Origin of the sequence: Halorhodospira sp. 9622 (assembly GCF_022228025.1) — a bacterium.
Lineage (GTDB): Bacteria > Pseudomonadota > Gammaproteobacteria > Nitrococcales > Halorhodospiraceae > Halorhodospira > Halorhodospira halophila_A.
Genome location: NZ_JAJNRE010000028.1, coordinates 1 through 20,923 on the forward strand (window position 1 = coordinate 1; position 20,923 = coordinate 20,923).

The following is a 20,923-nucleotide window of genomic DNA, read 5'->3' on the forward strand; positions in this document are numbered from 1 at the left end:
GGAGCGAGTAGGGGCACGAGCGGCCGGGTTCGGCCGCCGCACCCCTTGCGCGGTCAGCGGACCGGTGCCAGCCCGGTCAGGTGCGCGATGTTCTTGAAGAAGATGCGCATATGTGCGAGCGGACGTGCTCGAACGAGGCGCTTGTTCATGTACGCATCCCAGGTCAGCGCCTGCACGTCCGGGTCGGCACAGATCCGCACGAACCGCTCCCGGCGGTTGTTGTTGGTGTACCAGAAACGCTGCATCACGCCGAGTACCCGGAAGACCTGGCCGTGGTCCCTGGTGAAGGCCTTCTCCGCCTGTGCGAGGGCCGCGCCGTCGCCGGTGTCCAAGGCCTGCTCCACGGCCTGGGCGGCATTTTGTCCCCCAACCATGGCGTAGTAGATCCCCTCGCCGGAGGCGGGGGCCACGGTGCCGGCGGCGTCGCCGGCTAGGACCACATTGCGCCCGTTGTCCCAGCGCTTGAGCGGGTGCATCGGGATCGGTGCCCCCTCCCGGCGCAGGGTTGTCGCCTGTTCCAGTCCGGCGTCCTGGCGCAAGCGCTCCACGGCCGAGCGCAGGGAGAAACCCTTGACCGCGCTGCCGGCGCCGACACTGACCGTGTCGCCATGGGGAAAGATCCAGCCGTAAAAGTCGGGAGAGATCGAGCCGCGGTAGTAGACGTCGGCCCGGCGTGGATCGAAGCGGTCGTCGTCGCCGGCAGCCGGGGCTTCGATGATCTCATGGTAGGCGGCGACCTGGGGGATCTCGGTCGCCCGCTGGATGGCCTGCCGGCCCACGGCGGAGTTGGCGCCATCAGCGCCGATAACGAACCGCGCCCAGACTTGGCGGGGCTCGGCCTCCGGGCCACCCCGACCCTCGGTGTAGCGGAGGTAGACGCCGCCGTCGCCCTCCTCAAGGTGCTTGAAGGTGGCCTCGCGTCGCTCGGCGCCGGCCTCGGCGGCACGGTTGCGCAGCCATTCGTCGAAGACCTCGCGATCGACCATGGCCACGTAGCCGTCCTGGATCGGCATGTCCACGTGGCGGTCGGAGGGCGAGACCATGCGGGCGGAGCCCACGGTGGCGCAGATCATCTCGTCGGGGATCTCGAAATCCTGGACGCAGCGCGGAGGGATCGCGCCGCCGCACGGCTTGATGCGGCCCGGGCGGTCGAGTAGTAGTACGGCGTGACCTTGTTGCGCGAGGTATCGGGCTGCAGTGGCACCCGCAGGGCCACCACCGACGACAGCGACATCGAAGCGCTCGACATTCTGCGAGTTGCTCATGGGCATCAGCTCCCTGCTGTGGCGGTGCCGTATTTCTGGTCGGTCTCGCCGGCTCGGTCCACCCGCGCAGCCAGCCAGGCCGAGACCAGGAAGAGCAGGGCGGCGAGCCCGAAGACCATGGAGTATCCGGCCGTCTCGTCACCGGCCAGGTAGCGGATTGCGTCGACGCCAACGGTTCCGAGGAAGCCGCCGAGGCCGAAGGCGATGGCCTGGGCTGCGCCCCAGAGGCCGACGCGGACCCCCTCCCGGCGCTCCTGGCCCTCGCTGGCGAGGCGCATCATGGAGCCGATGGCGGCTACGGCGAAGGCGCCGTTGGCCGCGCCGAGCGCGAACACCGGCAGGCCGACACGCCAGAGGCCGCTCTCGGAAACACTCTCCCACCAAAGCTCTTGGACGCCAGCGACGACGATCAGGTTGCCCAGAGCGATGCTCGAGGCGATGCAACCGCCGATGGTCCAGGTGCGCAGGCTGCCGAGTTTGCCGCGACCGGCGAGGGCCGCGAGCAGCATCCCGGCCAGGACGCCGCCATTCTGAAACCCGCCCAGCTGGGTGGACTGCCCGGGGGTCAGGCCGAAGACCAGGCCGGCGAACGGCTCCAGGATAAGATCCTGGGAGTTGTAGGCGAGCATCGAGAAAAACACGAAGATGGTGAACCGCCGCGCCTTCGGTTCATCCCAGATCTGGCCCAGGGCCTGAAAGAAGGGGGTCGTTGGGGTGCTCTGCGCATGGGCGCCGACGCTCTCGCGCCCTTCGCCCTCGACGCCCCAGACGGCGACGAAGGCCAGGACGACCGCCAGGGCGCAGACGACGCTGGTGACCCCCACCAGGCGCTCCATGGAGAACGGATCAAGGAAGTGCCCGGCGGTGCCTGCCGTCACCGCGAACCCGGCGATCATCATCACCCAGGTGACCATCGCTGCAGGTGCACGTCGCTCCGGTGACACCCGCGTCGCCAGCAGGGCGAGCAGCGCGGTACCGGCACTGCTGACACCGGCCCCGATCATGAGGAAGGCGACCGTAGCGAGGGCAACACCGCCGGCAGTGTTGGTCTCCATGAGCGCCGTCGCGAAGGAGGCGGTGACCCCGCCGGCGGCAAGCACCAGGATGCCGCCAAGGATCCACGGGGTTCGTCGCCCGCCCACATCCGATCCGTAGCCCAGGCGCGGGCGCAGGATCTGAACGGCGTAGTGGAAGCCGACCAGCATGCCGGGCAGCATCGCCGGCAGGGCCAGCTCGACGATCATGACGCGATTGAGGGTAGTGGTGGTCAGCACCACCACAGCGCCCAGGGCCGTCTGGACGAGGCCGAGCCGGAGGATCCCCAGCCAGCCGATGTTGGGTGCGCTCATGCGCTGCCTCCGAGCATGCCGCCCAAGGCGAAGGCCGTGGCCAGCATGCCGAGCACGTAGAGGGTCGTGCCCGTGGCGTTATACCAGGGGGCGTAAGCTTTTGGATCGTGTAGCAGCCGGATCATCAGCAGAAGCTGAGCGGCTAACAGGGCGCTGACGATCAGGGCGTGCCAGGGCTGCTCCCAGGCGAGGAGCAGGCCGATCACCACCGCCTGCGGCAGCGCCATGACGACACAGGCCAGGCGCGCCGCATTCTGCGCGCCGAGATGAACGGGCACCGTCTTGAGCCCGGTCTGCCGGTCGCCCTCAATGGCCTTGAAGTCGTTGAGGGTCATGATGCCGTGGGCGCCGATGCTGTAGAGCAGGGCGACGAGCAGGATCCGCCAGTCCGGAAGCCCGGTGGCCATGATGGCCGCACCGGTGACCCAAGGCAGCCCTTCGTAGGAAAGGCCCACAGCGGCGTTGCTGATCCAGCCGTTGCGCTTCAGGCGTATGGGAGGGGCGCTGTAGGCCCAGGCCAGGAAGAGGCCGATACAGGCGGCCAGGAGGACCACCGGCCCGAGGGCAGCGGCGACGGCCAGGGCGAGCAAAGTGGTGCCGATCCCGATGTAGAGCCCCCAACGCCCGGGCATGCGGCCCGAGGGAATGGGGCGGTCGGGCTCGTTGATGGCGTCCACGTGGCGGTCGTACCAATCGTTGACGATCTGGCTGGTGCCGCAGACCAGCGGACCGGCGAGCAGCACACCGGCGGCGATCATCAGCCAGTGGATCCCCTCCGGGGAAGCGCCCACGGAAATGACACCACAGGCGAATGCCCACATCGGCGCGAACCAGGTGATCGGATGCATGATCTCGAACACCGTCGCCAGACGCGGGCGCGTGAGCGCTGTATCAGGATGAGCTGCCCCAGACATGACGGTACAGTAAGGAGCCCCGATCCCCGGCGTCAAGCGGGCGTGACAGTCGGCCGCGCCCATTCGCCGCGGCGGGTCAGAACGCCTCGCCCAGGTTGAAGTAGACGGCCAGGCCGTCGCCATCTTCCGCCTCGCCGCGGGCGTACCCGCGGGCGAAATCGAGACGCAGGTGGATGCCGGCGTCGGGCACGAGGACGTACCGCAGGCCGCCGCCAACCCCGTACTTCAGGTGTTCTGTGGAGGCCTCCGAAAGGCGCGGGAAGACGTCGCCGGCGCCGGCGAAGGCAGCGCCCTGCCACCGCCCGGCGATGGGAAAGCGCCACTCGGCCTGTCCGGCAAGCAGCACGTTGTCGATGTAGCGCCCCTCGTAGAACCCGCGCAGGGTGCTGCCGCCCAGTCGGGGTTGGAGCGGCAGCGGTGCGTGGTCACCGGCGTACTCGCCGACGAATTGCAGCGCGACGGCGTGTCGCTCGCCGATGCCGAAGTAGTGGCGATGGTCGAGCTCGATCACACCGAACGCCTCATCGGCCCCCAGTGACTCGGGGAAGGCCACCGCCGCCAGCTCCGTGCGACTGCCGGAGGTGGGGAAGAACGGGCCGCTGCGAGTGTCCTGGGAGACGGTGGCACCGACGCCGTGGAGCCGGTTCTCGCGCGGCAGTTCACGCTCCTGGTAGTACCGATCCACCTTGCCGTCCGCATCGACGTCCTCCAGGTCGTAGCGAGCGGCATCCCAGCGCACGCCCGCGTACCAGGGGGCGCCAACCCAGCGTTGCAGGCGGAGGCTGTTGCTGCGGCGCAGTGCGGTGTACGACTCCTCATCGTCCTGCCGAGCCAGGGAGCCCTGCCCATAGTAATCCCGGGGAAACTCGCTGAGTGTGGTGCTGTTGGCGATCAGCCAGCGCCCATCAGCCAGGTAGGCGCGGCCACTGAGGGCGGCCAGGTACTGGCTTTCTGCAGTATAGAAGCCTACCAGGCTGAGGGTGTCGGTGCCCTCCGCACCGGTAGCCAGCTGGCGTGGCCGGAAGAGCACCGCCGTTGCTCCGCCGGCCCCCCCGGTTTCCGGGGTGTAGAAGACCAGCGGCACGACCACGCCCCCCGGTGAGCCGGCGCTCAGGAGGGCGGGGGCGCCGCCCAGGCCGATGAACAGGGCGGCCAGCAGTTGGCGGGCGCGTCGGGCCATGGGGCTGTCGTCGGCGATCGGGCTAGCGGGACCGACGCCACTATAGCCCCGGGCAAGCCCCTGGCGGAAGGCGCCCTTATCCCGGCCGCGTCAGGCCGGGGTGTCGGTGTCCTTGATGCCCATCAAATACAGGGTCCCGTCCAGGCCCAGGGTGGAGATCGATTGCCGCGCGCTCTCCTGGACCACCGGCTTGGCGTGGAAGGCGATACCGAGCCCGGCCAGGCGCAGCATGGGCAGGTCGTTGGCGCCGTCCCCGACGGCGATTACCTGTTCCAGGGCCAGGCCCTCCTGCTCCGCGATGTGGCGCAGCAGCTCGGCCTTGCGCGGGCCATCGACGATCTCGCCCTGGACCCGCCCGGTCAGTCGACCGTCGACAATCTCCAGGTCGTTGGCGTAGACGTAGTCGATGCCCAGGTGTTTCTGCAGATGGCGCCCGAAGTAGGTGAAGCCACCGGAGATAATCGCGGTGACGTAGCCGAAGGCCTTCAGCGTACGCATCAGCCGCTCGGCGCCCTCGGTTAGCGTCAGGCTCCGGGCGACCTCTTCCAGGGTCTCTTCGGGCAGTCCCTCCAGGAGGCGGACGCGCTGGCGCAGGCTCTCGCGGAAGTCGATCTCGCCGCGCATGGCCTGCTCGGTGACTCGCGCGCACTCCTCGCCGACGCCGGCCGCCTTGGCCATTTCGTCGATGACCTCCTGCTGAATGAGCGTGGAGTCCATGTCGAAGGCGACCATGCGACGGTTGCGCCGGTACAGATTGTCTTCCTGGAAGCTGATGTCGATCCCGAGCTGCTGGGAGATCTCCATGAAGTCGCGCTTCATGGCGTCGGTGTCGACGGGCTGGCCCCGCACCGTCAGCTCCACACAGGCTCTTGAGCGTCGACCCTCCAGATGCAGCGGGCGACGGCCAGAGAGTCGCACGATGTCCTCGATATTCAACCCTTGGGCGGTGACGACGCTGGAGATGCGGGCAATCTGCGCGGCGCTCACGCTTCGGCCGAGCAGGGTGATGATGTGCCGCGGCTTGCCGGCGCCACGCACCCAGTGCTCGTACTGCTCCTGTGCCACCGGGGTGAAACGCACCTGCATCCCCGCATCGTGGAGGTGGAACAGCACGTCCTTAAGCACCGGGGAGACGTCCTTCTGCTCCGGTACCTCGATGAGAATGCCGAGCGACAGGGTGTCGTGGATCATCGCCTGCCCGATGTCGAGGATGTCGACATCGTACTCGGCCAGGATGCCCATCAGGGAAGAGGTCAGTCCCGGCTGATCCTCGCCGGACACGTTGATCAGGATGATCTCGCTCATAGCATCTACCATTCCGGGGTGAGCGCGTCATTGTAGGGGATCCGGCCCCGGCCGTGGTGGACACCGTGAGCCCTTGCCGAATCCGCGGGCTCATCGCAGACTAAAACGCTTCCGCGCGTTTCCCTGACTGGTGGCGAGGAGATTGCAAGTGACGCACATCGAAGAGGGGCTCAGGCGGGTGCTTCATCGGGCCGCCCGGGTGGTGGCGCTGACCGGCGCCGGGATCTCGGCCGAGAGTGGTGTGCCGACGTTCCGGGATGCGCAGAGCGGCTTCTGGGAGCGTTTCGACCCCGAGGAGCTGGCTACACCGGAAGCCTTCCGGCGCAACCCCCGCCGGGTCTGGGCCTGGTACGCGCAGCGCCGGCGCCTGGCCGAACAGGCCGAGCCCAATGCCGGGCACCGCGCCTTGGCCGACTGGGAGCGGCAACTTGGCGGCCTGCGCGTAATCACCCAGAACGTCGATGGCCTACACCAGCGCGCCGGGAGCCACGACATCATCGAGCTGCACGGCAATATCCACCGCGACCGTGTCTTCGAGGGTGCGGTAGCCGGCGCTTCGGATGCCCCGGAGTTGCCGCGGTGTCCGCACAGTGGCGATTTGCTGCGTCCGGATGTGGTCTGGTTCGGCGAGGCCCTGCCGTCCGGTGCCGTCGAGGCTGCGGTGACTGCGGTCCGGGAGGCCGACCTGGTCCTCTCCGTTGGCACCTCCTCACTGGTCCAGCCGGCTGCTTCCCTGCCGCTCGAAGCGCTGGAGCGGGATATCCCGGTCCTGGAGGTCAACCGGGAGCCCACACCGCTGACCCCGGTGGCGGACTGGAGCCTGCGCGGCAGCGCCGGCGAGATCCTGCCGGCGCTGGTCGGGGCGGCGACCGAGCAGGTCTGAATCGCCGCGTGCCGCGGTTCAGAGGAAAGCGCGCGGCACCCGCTCATCCCAGGTCTTGGCGAAGACGCGCAGCCCGTTCTCGTAGGCATCTAGGGTGGCGTGGATTCGGAAGTGGCCCTCGTCGCAGGTGAGCAGGGTGCGGGTCTCGGTGTAGATCGACCAGTCACCGCGGCGTAGCCGTCGGCGGTGGATGACCTCGCCGCTCAGGGAGGTGAAGTCGTCGCCGCGTGCCCGATACCACTCGTCCGCGGAGCGTTCGACCTCCAGGTCCACGTCCTCCAGGTAAGCGCGGCCATCGTCCTCGATCACGTGTAGGGTCGACTCATCCCGTGCCAGGTCGCGCGAAACGATCCAATTGCCGTGGCCGTGCTCCAGGGCCGTCGATGCCGGGGGTGGCGCCGCCTCGGCCTCATCGAACGCGGGCAGCCCCCGGTCCTCCTCCCGGGGCGGGCGCACCGGTAGATCAAGGTGACAGCCCTCCGGATAGAGGGTCAGACGCACCGGCTGCGGTGGCGGCCAGGCCAGGGGCCAGTAGGAAGTGGATACAGCGAGTCGGATGCGGTGGCCCCGGGGGAATGACTGGGCGATGTGGTCCAGGGGGACCCGGATGCGTTCACGGCTGCCCGGCTCCAGGTAGGCGGGCTGGTCGTGGCCGTTGCGGTGGCAGAGGTTTAACACGCCGTAGGTGACGCGGGTCGCCTTGCCGTCCGGGGCCTCGTCGGAGAGGCGCACGGCGATCTGCGCCACTGGCCTGCTGGATTCAAGATCCAGCTCCACGACGGGGGCGCCGAGGATCTCCACCGCCTCCTCCAGGGGCTGCGTGTCGAAGATCAGGGCGCCACCGTCCTCCTCGCGCTGGTCGTAGGGCAGGTCGGGGCCGTTGTTGTAGGAACACCACTTGCCGCCGAACAGCCCCAGGGAGAGTGGCGACTGGATGGCCACAGGTTTACCCGCGTCGGTCTCCGGCGGAGGTTCACCGGGCCACTGCATGTGCCGCGGTGACAGTTGCAGCCGGGTCCAGTCGATGTTCGGCGACGGCCAGCTCGGCTCGGCCACCCAGCGGCCAGGGCGGCTGGCGTACTGGGTGCGCGGGCGCACGCTGTCCTGCATCCAGACCCGCAGGCGCGGCTCCTCCAGAAGGCCCCGCTCCTCGCCACGGAGCCACTGATCCCACCAGCGCAGTGCCTCCTGAAGGAAGCCGATCTGGGGGCCTGGCAGCCCCATATGGGGATAGATATGGCTCCAGGGGCCGACCAGGCCCTTGCAAGGAGCCTGCAGGTTTTCGACCAGGCGGAAGACCGGATTCGGGTAGCCGTCCGCCCAGCCGGAGACGATCATCACCGGGACCTGGATGGCGCTGTAATCCTCGCAGACCGAGCCGTGGCGCCAGTAGTCGTCGCGCTGCGGGTGACTCATCCACCGCTTGACCCATAGTCCGCTGTCTTCCAAGCGTTGCATCCACATCTCCCGCCAGCGGTCGCCGACAATCTTCGGATCGGGTGGCATGGAGTTGAAGGCGAACATCACCGATGCCCACGACAGGTTGTCGTTTAGCAGGCAGCCGCCCTTGTAGTGGACGTCGTCGGCGTAGCGATCATCCGTGGCTGCGACGGCGATCACGGCCTTGAGCTGCGGCGGCCGGCGGGCGGCCACCTGAAGGGCGTTGAAGCCCCCCCAGGAGATGCCCATCATCCCCACGTCCCCGGTACACCAGGGCTGCTCGGCGAGCCAGCGCAGGATGTCCTCGGCATCCTCCTGCTCCTGCAGCAGGTACTCGTCGGTCAGGACCCCTTCGGAGTCCCCGCTGCCACGCAGGTCGACCCGCACCCCGGCGTGGCCGTGGGCCGCGAAGTAGTGGTGGATCTGCGTGTCGCGCATGCGCTTGATATCGCGCTTGCGGTAGGGAATGAATTCGAGCACCGCCGGGACCGGGTTCCGCTCCGCTCCGGCGGGCTTCCAGATGCGCGCCGAAAGACGGGTGCCGTCGCGCATGGTGATCCACTGGTGCTCGACGACCTCGACTTCGTTGGGTAGTTCATGGACCGCTCTGGCTGCCATGGGGTACATGCTCCCGTGCGGATGTCATCCTCTCAATATAGCGCCGTGGCCGGTGGATGGCACCTGGGTGGTCGGCGGCGCCATCCCCCGTTATGTTGAAGGGAAGTGGATGGGACGGTGTAGCCCGTCCGGGTCCGGGCACGGCGGTAGATCGAAGGGGTGACGTGTGGCCAAGATCGACAAGAGCGAGGCGGAGTGGCGGGAACTGCTGACGCCGGAGCAGTTTGCGGTGACCAGGCGGGGCAGCACCGAAACACCGTTCAGCGGGGCCTATTACCACTGTGATCGGCCCGGGGTGTATCGGTGCGTGTGCTGTAACTCAGCGCTGTTCTCCTCGCGCACCAAGTTCGAGTCCGGTACCGGGTGGCCCAGCTTCTGGGCACCGGTCGACGATGACCAGATCGTGATCCGGGAAGACCGTTCCCTCGGCATGGTCCGAGAAGAAGTCCTGTGCGCGACCTGTGACGCTCACCTGGGGCACGTCTTCGCCGATGGTCCGCCACCGACCCAGCTGCGTTATTGCATTAATTCGGTGGCACTGCAGCTCGATGAGGAAGCCGCCCCGGAGTGATCGCCTCGTTCGCGGTGCCGGGCGGCGGTTCCGGGGCAGAGTATCCTTGCTGAACAGGCAGGTGGCGGCGTAGGATATCCGGTCCACCGGTGTACGTACCCCGCGGCGGTCGCGTCGCCCGGCGCGCCCGCTTGCAGTGTTCGTGGAGCAATCGAGAGGCCGAAGAGCCGTGAGGAAAATGGATACCGCAATCGTCAACCCCCAGGCAGAGACCGACGCAACCCGCCATCCGCTTGCCGGCAAGACCATGAGCGGCGGTGAAATCATTGTAGAGGTCCTGGCGCAGGAGGGGGTGGATACGCTCTTCGGCTACAGCGGCGGCGCGATCCTTCCCACTTACGACGCCATCTTCAAGTACAACGAGCGCCGCCGGAAGGAGCAACAGGCCGGCGAAGAGGAGGACCCCATTCGGCTGATCGTCCCCGCCAACGAGCAGGGTGCGGGGTTCATGGCGGCCGGCTATGCGCGCGCCACCGGTAAGGTGGGCTGCTTCCTGGTGACCTCGGGCCCTGGGGCGACGAACACGGTGACCCCGATTCGCGACTGCATGGCCGACTCGGTGCCGGTCGTGGCGATCACCGGCCAGGTGCCGACCCACGCCATGGGGACCGACGCCTTCCAGGAGGCGCCCATCGTCAACATCATGGGCAGTTGTGCCAAGCACGTATTCCTGGTCACCGACCCGGAGCAGCTCGAGGCCACGGTGCGCACCGCCTTCGAGGTGGCCCGCTCCGGACGTCCCGGTCCGGTCGTAGTCGATGTGCCCAAGAATATGCAGAACTGGATCGGCGAGTTCCGGGGCGAAGGGGTTCTGGAGGTGCGCGGTTATCGTCAGCGCATGGAGTCCCTGCGCTCGGCCAAGCTCTCGGACCGCAAGTGCCGCGCCTTCATGGAGATGCTCGAGCACTCCCGGCGGCCGCTGCTCTACGTCGGCGGCGGCGTGGTCAACGGTGAGGCCCATCAGGAGCTGCGCGACTTCGCCCAAACGTTCGGGATCCCGGTGGTCAGCACCCTGATGGGGCTGGGCGCGATGGATACCACCGACGATCTCTATCTGGGCATGCTCGGCATGCACGGGACGGCCTACGCCAATTACGCCGTCGAGGACTGCGATTTCCTCATCGCGGTCGGCGCGCGCTTCGATGACCGTGTGGCCGGCAAGGTGGAGGAGTTCGCGCCGCTCGCCGAGCAGATCGCCCACATCGATATCGATGCCGCCGAGATCGGCAAGGTCAAGGGGGTTGACTGGGCGCACGTCGGCGAGGCCGGGCGTAGCCTGCGCCAGCTGCTGCGCTATGGGGAATCCATGGGGTTCGAGCCTCGCTTCGACGCCTGGCTCGAGCACGTCCGCGGTCTGCGCGAGCGCCATCCGATGAACTACGATCGCGACAGCGCGCTGATCCAGCCCCACTACGTCCTCGAGAAACTCAACGAGCTCACGGCAGGGGAGGCGATCATCGCCACCGGCGTCGGCCAGCACCAGATGTGGGCTGCGCAGTACTGCGACTTCCGCGGTCCGCGCCAGTGGCTGACCTCTGGCGGCCTGGGCACCATGGGCTTTGGCCTGCCGGCGGCCATTGGCGCCTATCTCGGGCGTCCGGACCGGATGGTCATCGATGTCGATGGCGATGGCTCGCTGCGCATGAACCTTGGCGAGCTGGAGACGGCCACGACCTACGACCTGCCGGTCAAGATCCTGTCGCTGAACAACGTCGGCGACGGTATGGTCCGGCAGTGGCAGAAGCTCTACTTCGGCGATCGTTTTTCCGGGTCGGACAAGTCGCTGCACCGCAAGGACTTCATCAAGGCGGCGGAGGCCGACGGCTATGAATTCGCCCGCCGGGTCGCCGATAAGGCGGAGCTTGAGGAGGCCCTGCGAGCCTTTGTCGAGTTCCCCGGGCCGGCCTTCCTCGAGGTGATGATCGATCCCGATGCTGGCGTGTTCCCGATGGTTGGGCCGGGCAGCAGCTACAAGGAGATGGTGACCGGCGATTACATCCCGAGCCGGGATGTGGCCCTGCGCCCGCGCACCAAGCTCGAGGACGGCGAGTCTCCGGACCTCTTCTGAGCGAGCCGGGCCGAGGGCCGTGAGCGGTGGTCCCGCTCCGCACGGGGTGGCACGGCTCGGTGGCCTCTGGCTGGGGGTGTTCCTGGACGCGCAGGGGCGCGTGGCCCGCGTGGCGGTCTCGGTGAATGCTCTCGCGCCGGCACCGGACGAGACCGCTGATCCGCAGGCCCTTCGCGTGGTGCGCTGCCTAGAGTCGTGGGAGCAGCACCCTGCCGGTCCGGCGCGGCTCCCGCGGGCGCCGGCCGCTACCCCGTTTCAGGCGTGCCTGCGTGACGCCCTGCTCGAGCTGCAGCCGGGGCAGACGGTTTCCTACGGGGCGCTAGCACGGCGGCTCGGGACCTCTCCGCGTGCCGTCGGTGCCGGGTGCCGGGCCAACCCGCTCCCTCTGCTTGTCCCCTGCCACCGGGTGGTGGGGCTTCGGGGCAGCGGTGGTTACGCCGGTGCCCGACAGGGCCATTTGACGCAGTTCAAGGCGTGGTTGCTGGAGCGCGAGCAACGGGCGTCGGCGCCTCGTGGTCCGTCCCCTTGAAAAGCCGCGCAGAAGGTCCCACATCCGGACGACGCAGGCCGTCGACGCCGTGCTCCGGCGCGCGGATCCACGTGTTCAACGAGAGGAGGAGGGGACCCCACCCATGAGCGCAGGTACGCAGAGCGAGACCCTCGAATTCCAGGCCGAGGTTCAGCAGCTGCTGAGCCTGATGATCCACTCGGTGTACTCGAATCGGGAGGTCTTCCTCCGCGAGCTCATCTCCAACGCTTCGGATGCCATCGACAAGCTCCGCTTCGAGGCACTCCAGCAAGAGGCCCTCTACGAAGGCGACCCTGAGCTCAAGATCCGTGTCGACTTCGATTCCGAGGCACGCACCATCACGGTGGCGGACAACGGCATCGGCATGAGCCGGGACGACGTGATCGAGAACCTCGGGACCATCGCCCATTCGGGAACCCGCCGTTTTCTCGAGCAGCTCACCGGTGATCAGCACAAGGACGCGCAGCTGATCGGGCAGTTCGGGGTCGGGTTCTACTCGGCCTTCGTGGTCGCCGACCGGGTCGAGGTCTACACCCGCAAGGCCGGCGCGCCCGCGGGCGAGGGCGTGCGCTGGGTATCCGACGGCCAGGGCTCCTACACGGTAGACACCATCGAGCGCTCCGAACGGGGGACGGCCGTGGTGCTGCATCTGCCCGAGGCGCAACAGGAATTCTGTGACGGCATGCGCCTGCGGCAGATCATCCGCAAGTACTCCGATCATATCTCGGTGCCGATCGAGATGCCCGTGCCGAGCACGGCCTCGGACGACGACTCCGGCGAAGGGGCGGAGGAGCCAGGCCGGGAAATCGTCAACCGGGCCTCGGCGCTTTGGATGCGGCCGAAGAGCGAGGTCTCGGACGAGGACTACCGCGAACTCTACAAGCACGTTGCCCACGACTTCGACGATCCCCTGACCTGGATCCACAACCACGTCGAGGGGCGGCAGTCCTACGTCTCGCTGCTCTACATTCCCAAGCGGCCGCCGTTCGACCTCTACGAGCAGAAGCCCGCGCACGGGGTCAAGCTCTACGTCCGGCGGGTGTTCATCACCGAGGACACCGAGCACCTGCTGCCGCGCTACCTGCGCTTCGTGCGGGGCGTCATCGATTCCGATGACCTGCCGCTGAACATCTCCCGCGAGATGCTCCAGCACAACCCGATGATCAGCTCGCTGCGCTCGGCCTCGGTCAAGCGTATCCTCGACCGTCTCGAGCGCATGGCCAAGAACGAGCCGGAAGATTACGCCGCGTTCTGGCAGGCCTTCGGCCGGGTCTTCAAGGAGGGCGTTGCCGAAGATCCCGGTAATCGGGAGCGCATCGCCCGGCTGCTGCGCTTCTCCTCGACGCACGAGGAGAAAGAGACCCCCGACGTGAGCCTGGACGACTATGTCGCCCGGATGAAGGAGGGCCAGGAGAAGATCTACTACGTGACGGCGGAGAGCTTCAACGCCGCGCGCAATAGCCCCCACCTGGAGATCTTCCGGCGCCACGGTATCGAGGTCTTGCTCTTGCCAGATCCGGTGGACGAGTGGCTGGTGGCCCACCTGCATGAGTACGATGGTAAGCAGCTGGCCTCGGTGGCCAAGGGTGAGCTGGACTTGGAGGCCCTTGGTGAGGAGGGCGACAAGGAGGCTCGCGAGGAGAAGGAGCAGGCCTGCCAAGAGCTGTGCCAGCGTCTGCAGGCGTCCCTGGGGGAGCGGGTCAGCGAGGTTCGGGTCAGCCACCGGCTGACGGACTCGCCGACCTGCCTGGTGGTCGGCGAGTATGACTTTGGCATGGGCATGCAGCGTCTGCTGCAGGCTGCCGGCCACCAGCTGCCCACCGGCAAGCCGGCGCTGGAGATCAACCCGGATCACTCGGTGATCGAGCGGCTGGGGGCAGAATCGGGGCAGCGCTTCGAGGACTGGGCCCTGACCCTCTACGAGCAGTCCCTGCTCGCCGAAGGCGGGCAGCTTGAGGATCCGGCGGCCTATGTCCGGCGTGTCAACAACCTGCTGGCCGGCTGAAGAGGGTGACCATGGCATCAAGACCCCCGGATGCATCGTCGTCGGAGGCCTTCGAACTCAAGGGACGCATGGCGACGCTAACGGTGGTCCGGGTCCTGACCACCGATGTCGATGCCCTGATCGGGCAGTTGACCGCAAAGCTCGAGGAGGCGCCCCGCCTGCTGCGCGGGGCGCCTATGCTTCTCGATCTCGATGGGGTTGACGGCGGGGCGCTGGATCTGCAGCGTCTGACCCGCGAGATGCGGGCTCTGGGCGCTGCCCCCGTGGCGGTGCGTGGTAACGGTGTGGATCCGGCGCGGCTCGAGTCCGCCGGGCTGGGGGTGTTGCCCGCCGAGGAGGAGCGGGACACCGGCGGGCAGGCGGTTGGACGGCCTGCGCGGCGCGAGGCCACACCTGCCCCGTCGGCTACCGCGCCCGCGCCCACACGGGTGATCGAGACGCCGGTGCGCTCCGGGCAGCAGATCTATGCGCGCGGAGGCAGTCTAGTGGTGCTCGGTCCGGTGGGACCGGGGGCCGAGGTCCTGGCCGACGGCGACATCCACATCTATGGTGCGCTGCGAGGTCGCGCACTCGCCGGGGTGCAAGGCAACGCCGGGGCGAGTATCTTTTGTCAGGGACTGGAAGCGGAGCTGGTCTCCGTGGCCGGCGAATACCAGGTCAATGAGCGGATCGCCACCGATCTGATCGGCCGCCCGGCTCGCGTCCACCTGGATGAGCACTCGGGCCTGCGGATTGAGGCCTTCGGAAAATAGTAATCACGACGGGGGAGCACGCGTGTCGAGGATTGTCGTCATAACATCGGGCAAGGGCGGGGTCGGCAAGACGACCACGGCTGCCTCGCTGGCGGCCGGGCTCGCCAGGGCCGGCCATCGGACCGCGGTGGTCGATTTCGATGTCGGCCTGCGCAACCTGGATCTGGTGATGGGCTGCGAGCGCCGGGTGGTGTTCGATTTCGTTAACGTGATCAACGGGGATGCGCGGCTGAATCAGGCCCTGATCAAGGACAAGCGGCTGTCGAACCTGTCGATCCTGCCGGCGTCTCAGACCCGGGACAAGGACGCGCTGACCCCGGATGGGGTCGAGCGCGTGCTCGATGAGTTGCGGGCGGAGTTCGATTACATCATCTGCGATTCGCCGGCGGGTATCGAGCGTGGGGCGCATCTGGCCTCGTATCACGCCGATGACGCCATCGTGGTGACCAACCCCGAGGTTTCCTCGGTGCGCGACTCCGACCGCGTCCTCGGGTTGCTTGCCAGCCGGACGCGGCGGGCGGAGCAGGGCGACGATCCGGTGCGGGAGCATCTGCTGTTGACCCGTTACGATGCGCAACGGGTCAAGAAGGGGGACATGCTCAGTGTCGAGGATGTCCAGGAGATCCTCGCCATCAATCTGCTCGGCGTGATCCCGGAGTCGCAGTCCGTGCTCAATGCATCGAACGCCGGGATTCCGGTGGTGCTGGAAGAGGGCGAGGACGCCGGGCAGGCCTACGACGACGCCATCGCTCGCTACCTGGGCGAGGATCGGCCCCACCGGTTCCTGCAGGCGGAGCGCCGCGGGCTGTTTGGCCGGATGTTTGGAGGTTAATGAAGGCTATGGGGATCGCCGACTACTTTCGTGAGCGGCGGCGAAGCCGGCGCGGCAGCGCCAGCGTCGCCAAGGAGCGGCTGCAGATCATCGTCTCCCATGAGCGGGCCGAGCGTGGCGGACCGGATTACCTGCCTATGCTGCGTCAGGAGCTGCTGGAGGTGGTTCGCCGCTACGTGACGGTCGACCCGGACGCGGTGCGGGTGGATGTCGAGCGCGACGGGCCGCACGAGGTTCTGGAGCTGAACATCACCCTCCCGGAGCGCGAGGAGGAGGGGGCGCAGCGCTAACGACGGCTGCGCCGCGGTGCCCGGAGCCTCAAGGCCCCAGCGCCTGGCCTTGGGCCAACACCTGGTCCCACTGTGCTGCTAAAGGCTGCTGCTTTGCTGCGTAACGTCGACTTCCAGCTTCAGCTGGTCCCCGGGATGTAGATAAGAGCCTTCCGAAATCCCGTTCCAGCGCTTGATATCCCCGACGTTAACGTTGAAGCGCTGCGCAATCCGGGCCAGCGAGTCCCCCTGGCGGACCGTGTAGGTGACCGACTGGGTGCTGCTGTCGCCGGGACCGCCGGCGGCCTGCATGACGTCTCCCTCGACCCAGACGACCAGCTCCTGGCTCGGCCGCAGGGTGTCCCCGGGCGCCATCCCATTCCAGCGTGCCAGCTCCTTGACCCCGACATTGTAAGTGCGGGCGATGTCCCACAGCGTCTCGCCCGCCTGCACCGTATGCTCGCGCCGTTCGCCCTGGCGCTCCCGATTCTGCAGCGCCTCCAGGCGATTGGCAGCGCTCAGCGAGTACTCGCTGGGCGGGTGGCTGGAGACGGGGACGTAGAGGTGGTCGCCGGCGCGCACGGTATCGCCGCGCAGCCCGTTGATATCCCGTAGCAGCTCGACGGTGACGTTGTACTGGTTGGCGACGTGGGTCAGTGTCTCGCCGGATTCGATGCGGTGGCGGCGCCACTCGACAAAGTCCTCCGGGTCCATGGCGGCGAGTTCCCGCTCGAACCGGTCCGCGTTCTCCTTGGGGAGTACCAGGCGATGCGGCCCTTCCGGGGCCGTGGCCCAGCGGTTGAGACCGGGGTTGAGGATGTAGAGCCGGTCGATGGAGATATCGGCGAGTTCGGCGGCCAGCGCCAGGTCGATCTGGCGGTCCGCCTCGACCACCCGGATGCGCGGCTTGTTGGGGATGTTTGGCAGTGCCACGTCGTGGGCCTCGGGATCCTGAAGGATATCCCGGATCGCCAGTATGCGCGGGACGTAGCGCATCGTCTCGGCAGGCAGCTGCAGGTTCCAGTAATTGGGGTCCTTGCCCTCGGCGCGGGCTCGCTGTATGGCGGCCCGCACGTTACCTTGGCCGGCGTTGTAGGCGGCCATGGCCAGCAGCCAGTCGCCATCGAACGCCTCGTTGAGCCGCTCCAGGTAGTCCAGGGCCGCGTCCGTGGAGGCAACCAGATCCCGTCGGCCGTCGTACCAGTAGTTCATCTCCAGGCCAAAGAAACGTCCGGTACTCGGGATGAATTGCCAGATGCCGGCTGCCCGACCGTGGGAGTAAGCGAAGGGGCGGAACCCGCTTTCGACGATGGCGAGCGCGACCAGTTCGGCGGGGAGATCGCGCTCCTCGAGCTCGTCGAGGATGTAGTGAAGGTACGGCTCGGCCCGCCGGCCGACCGCCTCGAAATAGGCATCGCGGCCCGCGAAGAGCTGCAGTTCGCGCTCGACCCGTTCGTTCTCGTAGCGGTCGATCCGGAACGAGGTGCGCAGCCTGTCCCAGACCTGCAGGGGGTAGTCGGGTACGGTGCGGGTGTAGTGGCCGGGCTGGTAGTCATAGTCCGGTGTCAGTTCGAAGGGGCGACCCAGGCCGGCTTCCAGGGTTTCGGTCTCCAGGTCCCGCACCCAGGCCGGGATGTCCCGGCCGTCCGCTTCCGGACCGTGCAGATCATGGACAAAGGTGCGCGAGTCAAAGCTGGTGCAGGCGGTGACAGAAAGCGCGGTCAACGCTCCGGCAGCTGTCCGTTTCACGTCCACGGTCATGCCCCCAAGGTCCGGGTTGTTGTTCTTGATTGCTCGGTACCGGCGGTGGCCGGGCCTCAGCTGGCGTCTTTCCACTGCCGCAGCGCGGCGAAGACGTGATCCGCCTGCTCCAGGTCTTTGCCGCACCAGTCCTGAGCCGAACGGCGCAGCTCCGGGCGATCCGCGCGCAGGAACGGATTGGTGGCCAGCTCCTCGGCCAGCGTCGACGGGACCGTAGGCTGTCCCGCGGCGCGGGCATGCCGCGCCGCCTGCAGGCGCTGGGCCAGCCGTTCGTTGTCCGGATCAGCCCGGTGGGCGAATTCCAGGTTTTTGACGGTGTATTCGTGCCCGCAGCAGACCCGGGTATCGGCCGGCAGTCCGGCGAGGCGCTGCAGGGAGGCGTGCATCTGCCCGGCCGTGCCCTCGAAGACTCGGCCGCAGCCCCCGGCGAAGAGGGTGTCGCCACTGAACAGGTGACCGTCCCAGAGGTAGGCGATGTGCCCGGCCGTGTGCCCGGGGCAGTCCAGTACCCGGAAGTCACCGAAACCATCCAGGGCGAAGTGATCCCCGCCGGAGACCGGGTGGTTGACAGCCGGGATCGCCTCACCAGCGGGGCCGAACACGGGCACTTGGTGCCGTTCGGCCAACTCCGCCACGCCGGCGGTGTGATCGCCGTGGTGGTGGGTGACCAGGATGCCGGCAAGGCGAAGGCGGTGGTCGTTCAGCCAAGCCGCGACCACCTCGGCGTCGCCTGGATCCACGGCGATCGCGGCGGCGCCCGCGTGGTCCCGGGCCATCCAGATGTAATTATCGGCAAGTGCCGCGAGGGGTTCGGCGCTAATCATCGCCGAGCATCCTACCGTGTCAAGCCCGTGCGGCAAACCCCCCGCGGCCGCAGCGTTTCTCCGGGGCGCCGGAGGGGGCGAGCAGATGAGTTCAGTGCAGTGCTCGGGTAAGGTTGGACCTGAAAGAATGCGCGCCACGGGGGGGCACATGCAGAACCTTCACGCCTGGTACGGCACACCGTTGGGGCAGCGGGTCGGTGCTGCCGAGCGCGGGGCCGTGGCCGACGCCCTGGCGCATTTGGGGATTGGTGATACGGTCTGCATCGGTCCGGTTGCCCATCCGTTGCCTTTGGCCCCCACCGTCCGGCAGTGGCGGGTGGGGCCCGGGGGCGATCTAGTGGCAACCCCCCAGCAGCTGCCGTTTCGCGGCCACAGCGTCGATGCCGTGATCCTCAGTCACGTCCTCGAGTTCGGTGAAGAGCCGGCGGCCGTGCTTTCCGAGGCGTACCAAGTGCTGGCCCCCGAGGGGCGGTTGGTCGTGCTGACCTTCAATCCGTTGGGGTTGTGGGGCGTTTGTCGGTTGTGGGGTTGGTGCCGGTCATCCCGGGCCCCGTGGCGCGGGCGGCAGTGGCCGGCGTCCAGCGTGGGGGTCCACCTGCGGCGTTGCGGGTTCGAGACGCTGGCGCGTCACTCGCTCTGTTTTCGGTTGCCCATGCAGGGTGAACGCCTGCAAAAGCGACTGGATCCGTGGGAGGATAGGCTCCGCCGGCTCGGGCGCTTTGCCGCCGGCGTACAGATGACCGTAGCGGTGCGGCGGGAGCCGGGATCGCTACGGGGGCATACCCTGGTCGAGCGCGTGGGCCGAGGGGCTCGCGTCGGTGCAGCGCATCCGGCGGGACGGGTCCGCGTGCAGGCCCTGAATCGAGGAGGCAGTGCGTGACCGAGCAGCGCGGTGTGGTCGAGGCATTCACGGACGGCGCGTGTCGGGGCAATCCCGGCCCCGGTGGGTGGGGCGTGCTGCTGCGCTACGGCGAGCATGAGCGTGAACTCTACGGCGGGGAGCCGGAGACCACCAACAACCGCATGGAGCTCACCGCGGCGATCCGGGCCCTGGAGGCCCTGGAGCGGCCCTGCCGCGTGGTTCTGACCACCGACTCGCAGTACGTGCGCCGTGGGATCACCGAGTGGCTGGACGGCTGGAAGCGCCGGGGGTGGCGAACTGCCTCGCGCAAGCCCGTGCTCAACCAGGATCTGTGGCAGCGGCTCGATGAGCTGGCGGCCTACCATCGGGTCGAGTGGCGCTGGGTGCGCGGCCACGCCGGTCACGCCGAGAATGAACGCGCCGATGCCCTGGCCAATCAGGGGATCGACGAGCTGGTCGCCTAGGTCCGCTGCCCGTCCCCGGCGGGCCTGGGCTAGAATCGGAACGCCCAATTCCCAACCTGTAACAAACCGGAGAGTAGCGCATGAACAAAGCCGATCTGGCTGACAAGGTCGCAGCCGAAACCGGGGTCTCCAAGCGTGTCGCCACGGATGCGGTCAATGCTGTCTTTACGGGCATCGAGGAGAGCCTGGCGAGCGGGGAGGATGTCTCGATCCCCGGGTTTGGCAAGTTCGCCGTGGTCGCGCGCCCCGAGCGGCAAGGGCGCAACCCGCAGACGGGGGAGTTGATCGACATCCCCGCCGGCATGAACGTCCGCTTCAAGCCTGGGGCGCCGCTCAAGCGTTCGGTGGATCAGTAACAGGAGGTTGCCATGTCCCGTCGGCTTCGGCGTTGGGTCGGAGCAGGGTGCCTGGGGATTGCAGGCGCCCTGATGGCCGCGTGCAGCGGTGGTGACGCTGGCACGCTGGCTGCCGATTACTGCGACTACATCCGCAACGCCGACGACATGCCCTTCGAGCAGCAGCAAGAAGCCATCACAGCGCTCGACGAGCGTTACCAGCGCAAGGGCATTCGCGAGAGCAGCATTCGTGTGGCGATTCAGCGCGAGTGTCCGGATGCCCTGGCCGAGCACGATGTCCGTATGCTGGGCGTGCTCGGCGAGATGCTGCGTGAGACGCGAGACGAGCTACAGGAACTGCGATAGCGCCTGGCCCCGGGGGAGCCCCTCCCGGGTCGCACTATGAGAGTGCGCACTCGTGCCCGGTTGCATCACGATGGTGCAACCGGGCCTCCATCCCGCTCGGCTGCACCATCATAAGGCCCCGTCTGGGCGGGAATCCCGGAAGCTGGCACAGGGATTGCTACCACCTTCGTGAGCCCCAGCTGGGGAACATTGATTAGCCGATTCGGAGGTGGAACCCCATGGCTGCAACCGGTAAGGACGTACTCAAGCTCATCAAGGATGAGGACGTGAAGTTCGTCGATCTGCGCTTCACCGACACCCGCGGCAAGGAGATGCACGTGACTTTGCCCGT

General features: G+C 67.7%; 21 protein-coding genes. 13 read left to right on the forward strand and 8 right to left on the reverse strand.

The annotated features are described in order from the left end of the window. Positions 1 to 53: 53 nt before the first annotated feature. The 5 genes from LRG07_RS11910 to serB form a co-directional block, all read right to left on the reverse strand. Positions 54 to 1,271: a geranylgeranyl diphosphate reductase gene (locus LRG07_RS11910; RefSeq protein WP_238642466.1), complete on the reverse strand. Its 1,218-nt coding sequence runs from the start codon at positions 1,269 to 1,271 to the stop codon at positions 54 to 56. Continuing rightward, positions 1,271 to 2,614 (reverse strand): BCD family MFS transporter, encoded by a 1,344-nt coding sequence (locus tag LRG07_RS11915; protein ID WP_201170942.1) that lies wholly within the window; start codon positions 2,612 to 2,614, stop codon positions 1,271 to 1,273. Before LRG07_RS11915 ends, LRG07_RS11910 begins: the two co-directional genes overlap by 1 nt. Beyond that, positions 2,611 to 3,528 carry a chlorophyll synthase ChlG gene (gene chlG / locus LRG07_RS11920; RefSeq protein WP_201242207.1) on the reverse strand — a complete coding sequence of 306 codons (918 nt, stop codon included), beginning with the start codon at positions 3,526 to 3,528 and terminating at the stop codon, positions 2,611 to 2,613. Before chlG ends, LRG07_RS11915 begins: the two co-directional genes overlap by 4 nt. 76 nt (positions 3,529 to 3,604) lie before the next feature. Next, positions 3,605 to 4,708 carry a BamA/TamA family outer membrane protein gene (locus tag LRG07_RS11925; RefSeq protein WP_238642467.1) on the reverse strand — a complete coding sequence of 368 codons (1,104 nt, stop codon included), beginning with the start codon at positions 4,706 to 4,708 and terminating at the stop codon, positions 3,605 to 3,607. 90 nt (positions 4,709 to 4,798) lie between these two features. Continuing rightward, a complete protein-coding gene (serB, locus tag LRG07_RS11930) occupies positions 4,799 to 6,013 on the reverse strand; it encodes a phosphoserine phosphatase SerB (protein ID WP_201170935.1) in 1,215 nt (404 codons plus the stop codon). Positions 6,014 to 6,161: 148 nt separating this feature from the next. Here serB and LRG07_RS11935 point away from each other — a divergent pair, with 148 nt between their 5' ends. Next, positions 6,162 to 6,896 (forward strand): NAD-dependent deacylase, encoded by a 735-nt coding sequence (locus tag LRG07_RS11935; RefSeq protein WP_304118980.1) that lies wholly within the window; start codon positions 6,162 to 6,164, stop codon positions 6,894 to 6,896. 18 nt (positions 6,897 to 6,914) lie between these two features. Here LRG07_RS11935 and LRG07_RS11940 read toward each other — a convergent pair whose 3' ends face one another. Next, on the reverse strand, positions 6,915 to 8,954 hold the full coding sequence (locus LRG07_RS11940; protein WP_201170934.1) for a CocE/NonD family hydrolase: 2,040 nt from the start codon (positions 8,952 to 8,954) through the stop codon (positions 6,915 to 6,917). 166 nt (positions 8,955 to 9,120) lie between these two features. Between LRG07_RS11940 and msrB the strand changes: the two genes are divergently transcribed. The 7 genes from msrB (at position 9,121) to minE (ending at position 16,001) form a co-directional block, all read left to right on the forward strand. Continuing rightward, positions 9,121 to 9,525, forward strand: coding sequence for a peptide-methionine (R)-S-oxide reductase MsrB (msrB, locus tag LRG07_RS11945; protein WP_238642469.1), 405 nt, complete (start codon positions 9,121 to 9,123; stop codon positions 9,523 to 9,525). Between the two features lie 178 nt (positions 9,526 to 9,703). After that, positions 9,704 to 11,593, forward strand: coding sequence for a biosynthetic-type acetolactate synthase large subunit (ilvB, locus tag LRG07_RS11950; RefSeq protein ID WP_201170929.1), 1,890 nt, complete (start codon positions 9,704 to 9,706; stop codon positions 11,591 to 11,593). A gap of 19 nt (positions 11,594 to 11,612) precedes the next feature. Beyond that, positions 11,613 to 12,122 carry a methylated-DNA--[protein]-cysteine S-methyltransferase gene (locus LRG07_RS13965; RefSeq protein ID WP_370641538.1) on the forward strand — a complete coding sequence of 170 codons (510 nt, stop codon included), beginning with the start codon at positions 11,613 to 11,615 and terminating at the stop codon, positions 12,120 to 12,122. Positions 12,123 to 12,225: 103 nt separating this feature from the next. Continuing rightward, entirely contained in the window at positions 12,226 to 14,127 is a 1,902-nt protein-coding gene (gene htpG, locus LRG07_RS11960) for a molecular chaperone HtpG (protein ID WP_238634388.1), read from the forward strand. Between the two features lie 11 nt (positions 14,128 to 14,138). After that, complete coding sequence (minC, locus tag LRG07_RS11965) at positions 14,139 to 14,879, forward strand: septum site-determining protein MinC (RefSeq protein WP_201170921.1); 741 nt, start codon at positions 14,139 to 14,141, stop codon at positions 14,877 to 14,879. A gap of 22 nt (positions 14,880 to 14,901) precedes the next feature. Next, complete coding sequence (gene minD / locus LRG07_RS11970; RefSeq protein WP_201170918.1) at positions 14,902 to 15,711, forward strand: septum site-determining protein MinD; 810 nt, start codon at positions 14,902 to 14,904, stop codon at positions 15,709 to 15,711. An 8-nt stretch (positions 15,712 to 15,719) separates the two neighbouring features. Next, complete coding sequence (minE, locus tag LRG07_RS11975; RefSeq protein ID WP_011814375.1) at positions 15,720 to 16,001, forward strand: cell division topological specificity factor MinE; 282 nt, start codon at positions 15,720 to 15,722, stop codon at positions 15,999 to 16,001. 78 nt (positions 16,002 to 16,079) lie between these two features. Here the strand turns inward: minE and LRG07_RS11980 are convergent, their stop codons facing one another. Together LRG07_RS11980 and gloB are read right to left on the reverse strand one after the other, a co-directional pair. Continuing rightward, a complete protein-coding gene (locus tag LRG07_RS11980) occupies positions 16,080 to 17,705 on the reverse strand; it encodes a LysM peptidoglycan-binding domain-containing protein (protein WP_238642472.1) in 1,626 nt (541 codons plus the stop codon). Positions 17,706 to 17,797: 92 nt separating this feature from the next. Next, positions 17,798 to 18,565, reverse strand: coding sequence for a hydroxyacylglutathione hydrolase (gloB, locus tag LRG07_RS11985; RefSeq protein WP_201170915.1), 768 nt, complete (start codon positions 18,563 to 18,565; stop codon positions 17,798 to 17,800). Between the two features lie 148 nt (positions 18,566 to 18,713). Between gloB and LRG07_RS11990 the strand changes: the two genes are divergently transcribed. From LRG07_RS11990 to LRG07_RS12010, 5 genes are all read left to right on the forward strand, one after another. After that, positions 18,714 to 19,445, forward strand: a complete 732-nt coding sequence (locus LRG07_RS11990) for a class I SAM-dependent methyltransferase (protein WP_201170911.1) — start codon at positions 18,714 to 18,716, stop codon at positions 19,443 to 19,445. Further along, positions 19,442 to 19,891, forward strand: a complete 450-nt coding sequence (gene rnhA, locus LRG07_RS11995; protein WP_201242212.1) for a ribonuclease HI — start codon at positions 19,442 to 19,444, stop codon at positions 19,889 to 19,891. Before LRG07_RS11990 ends, rnhA begins: the two co-directional genes overlap by 4 nt. 80 nt (positions 19,892 to 19,971) lie before the next feature. Beyond that, a complete protein-coding gene (locus LRG07_RS12000) occupies positions 19,972 to 20,247 on the forward strand; it encodes an HU family DNA-binding protein (RefSeq protein WP_201170905.1) in 276 nt (91 codons plus the stop codon). Positions 20,248 to 20,259: 12 nt separating this feature from the next. Beyond that, entirely contained in the window at positions 20,260 to 20,592 is a 333-nt protein-coding gene (locus tag LRG07_RS12005; protein WP_201170903.1) for a hypothetical protein, read from the forward strand. Between the two features lie 218 nt (positions 20,593 to 20,810). Then, a partial coding sequence (locus LRG07_RS12010) for a glutamine synthetase (protein ID WP_238642476.1) occupies positions 20,811 to 20,923 on the forward strand: 113 nt, incomplete at its 3' end.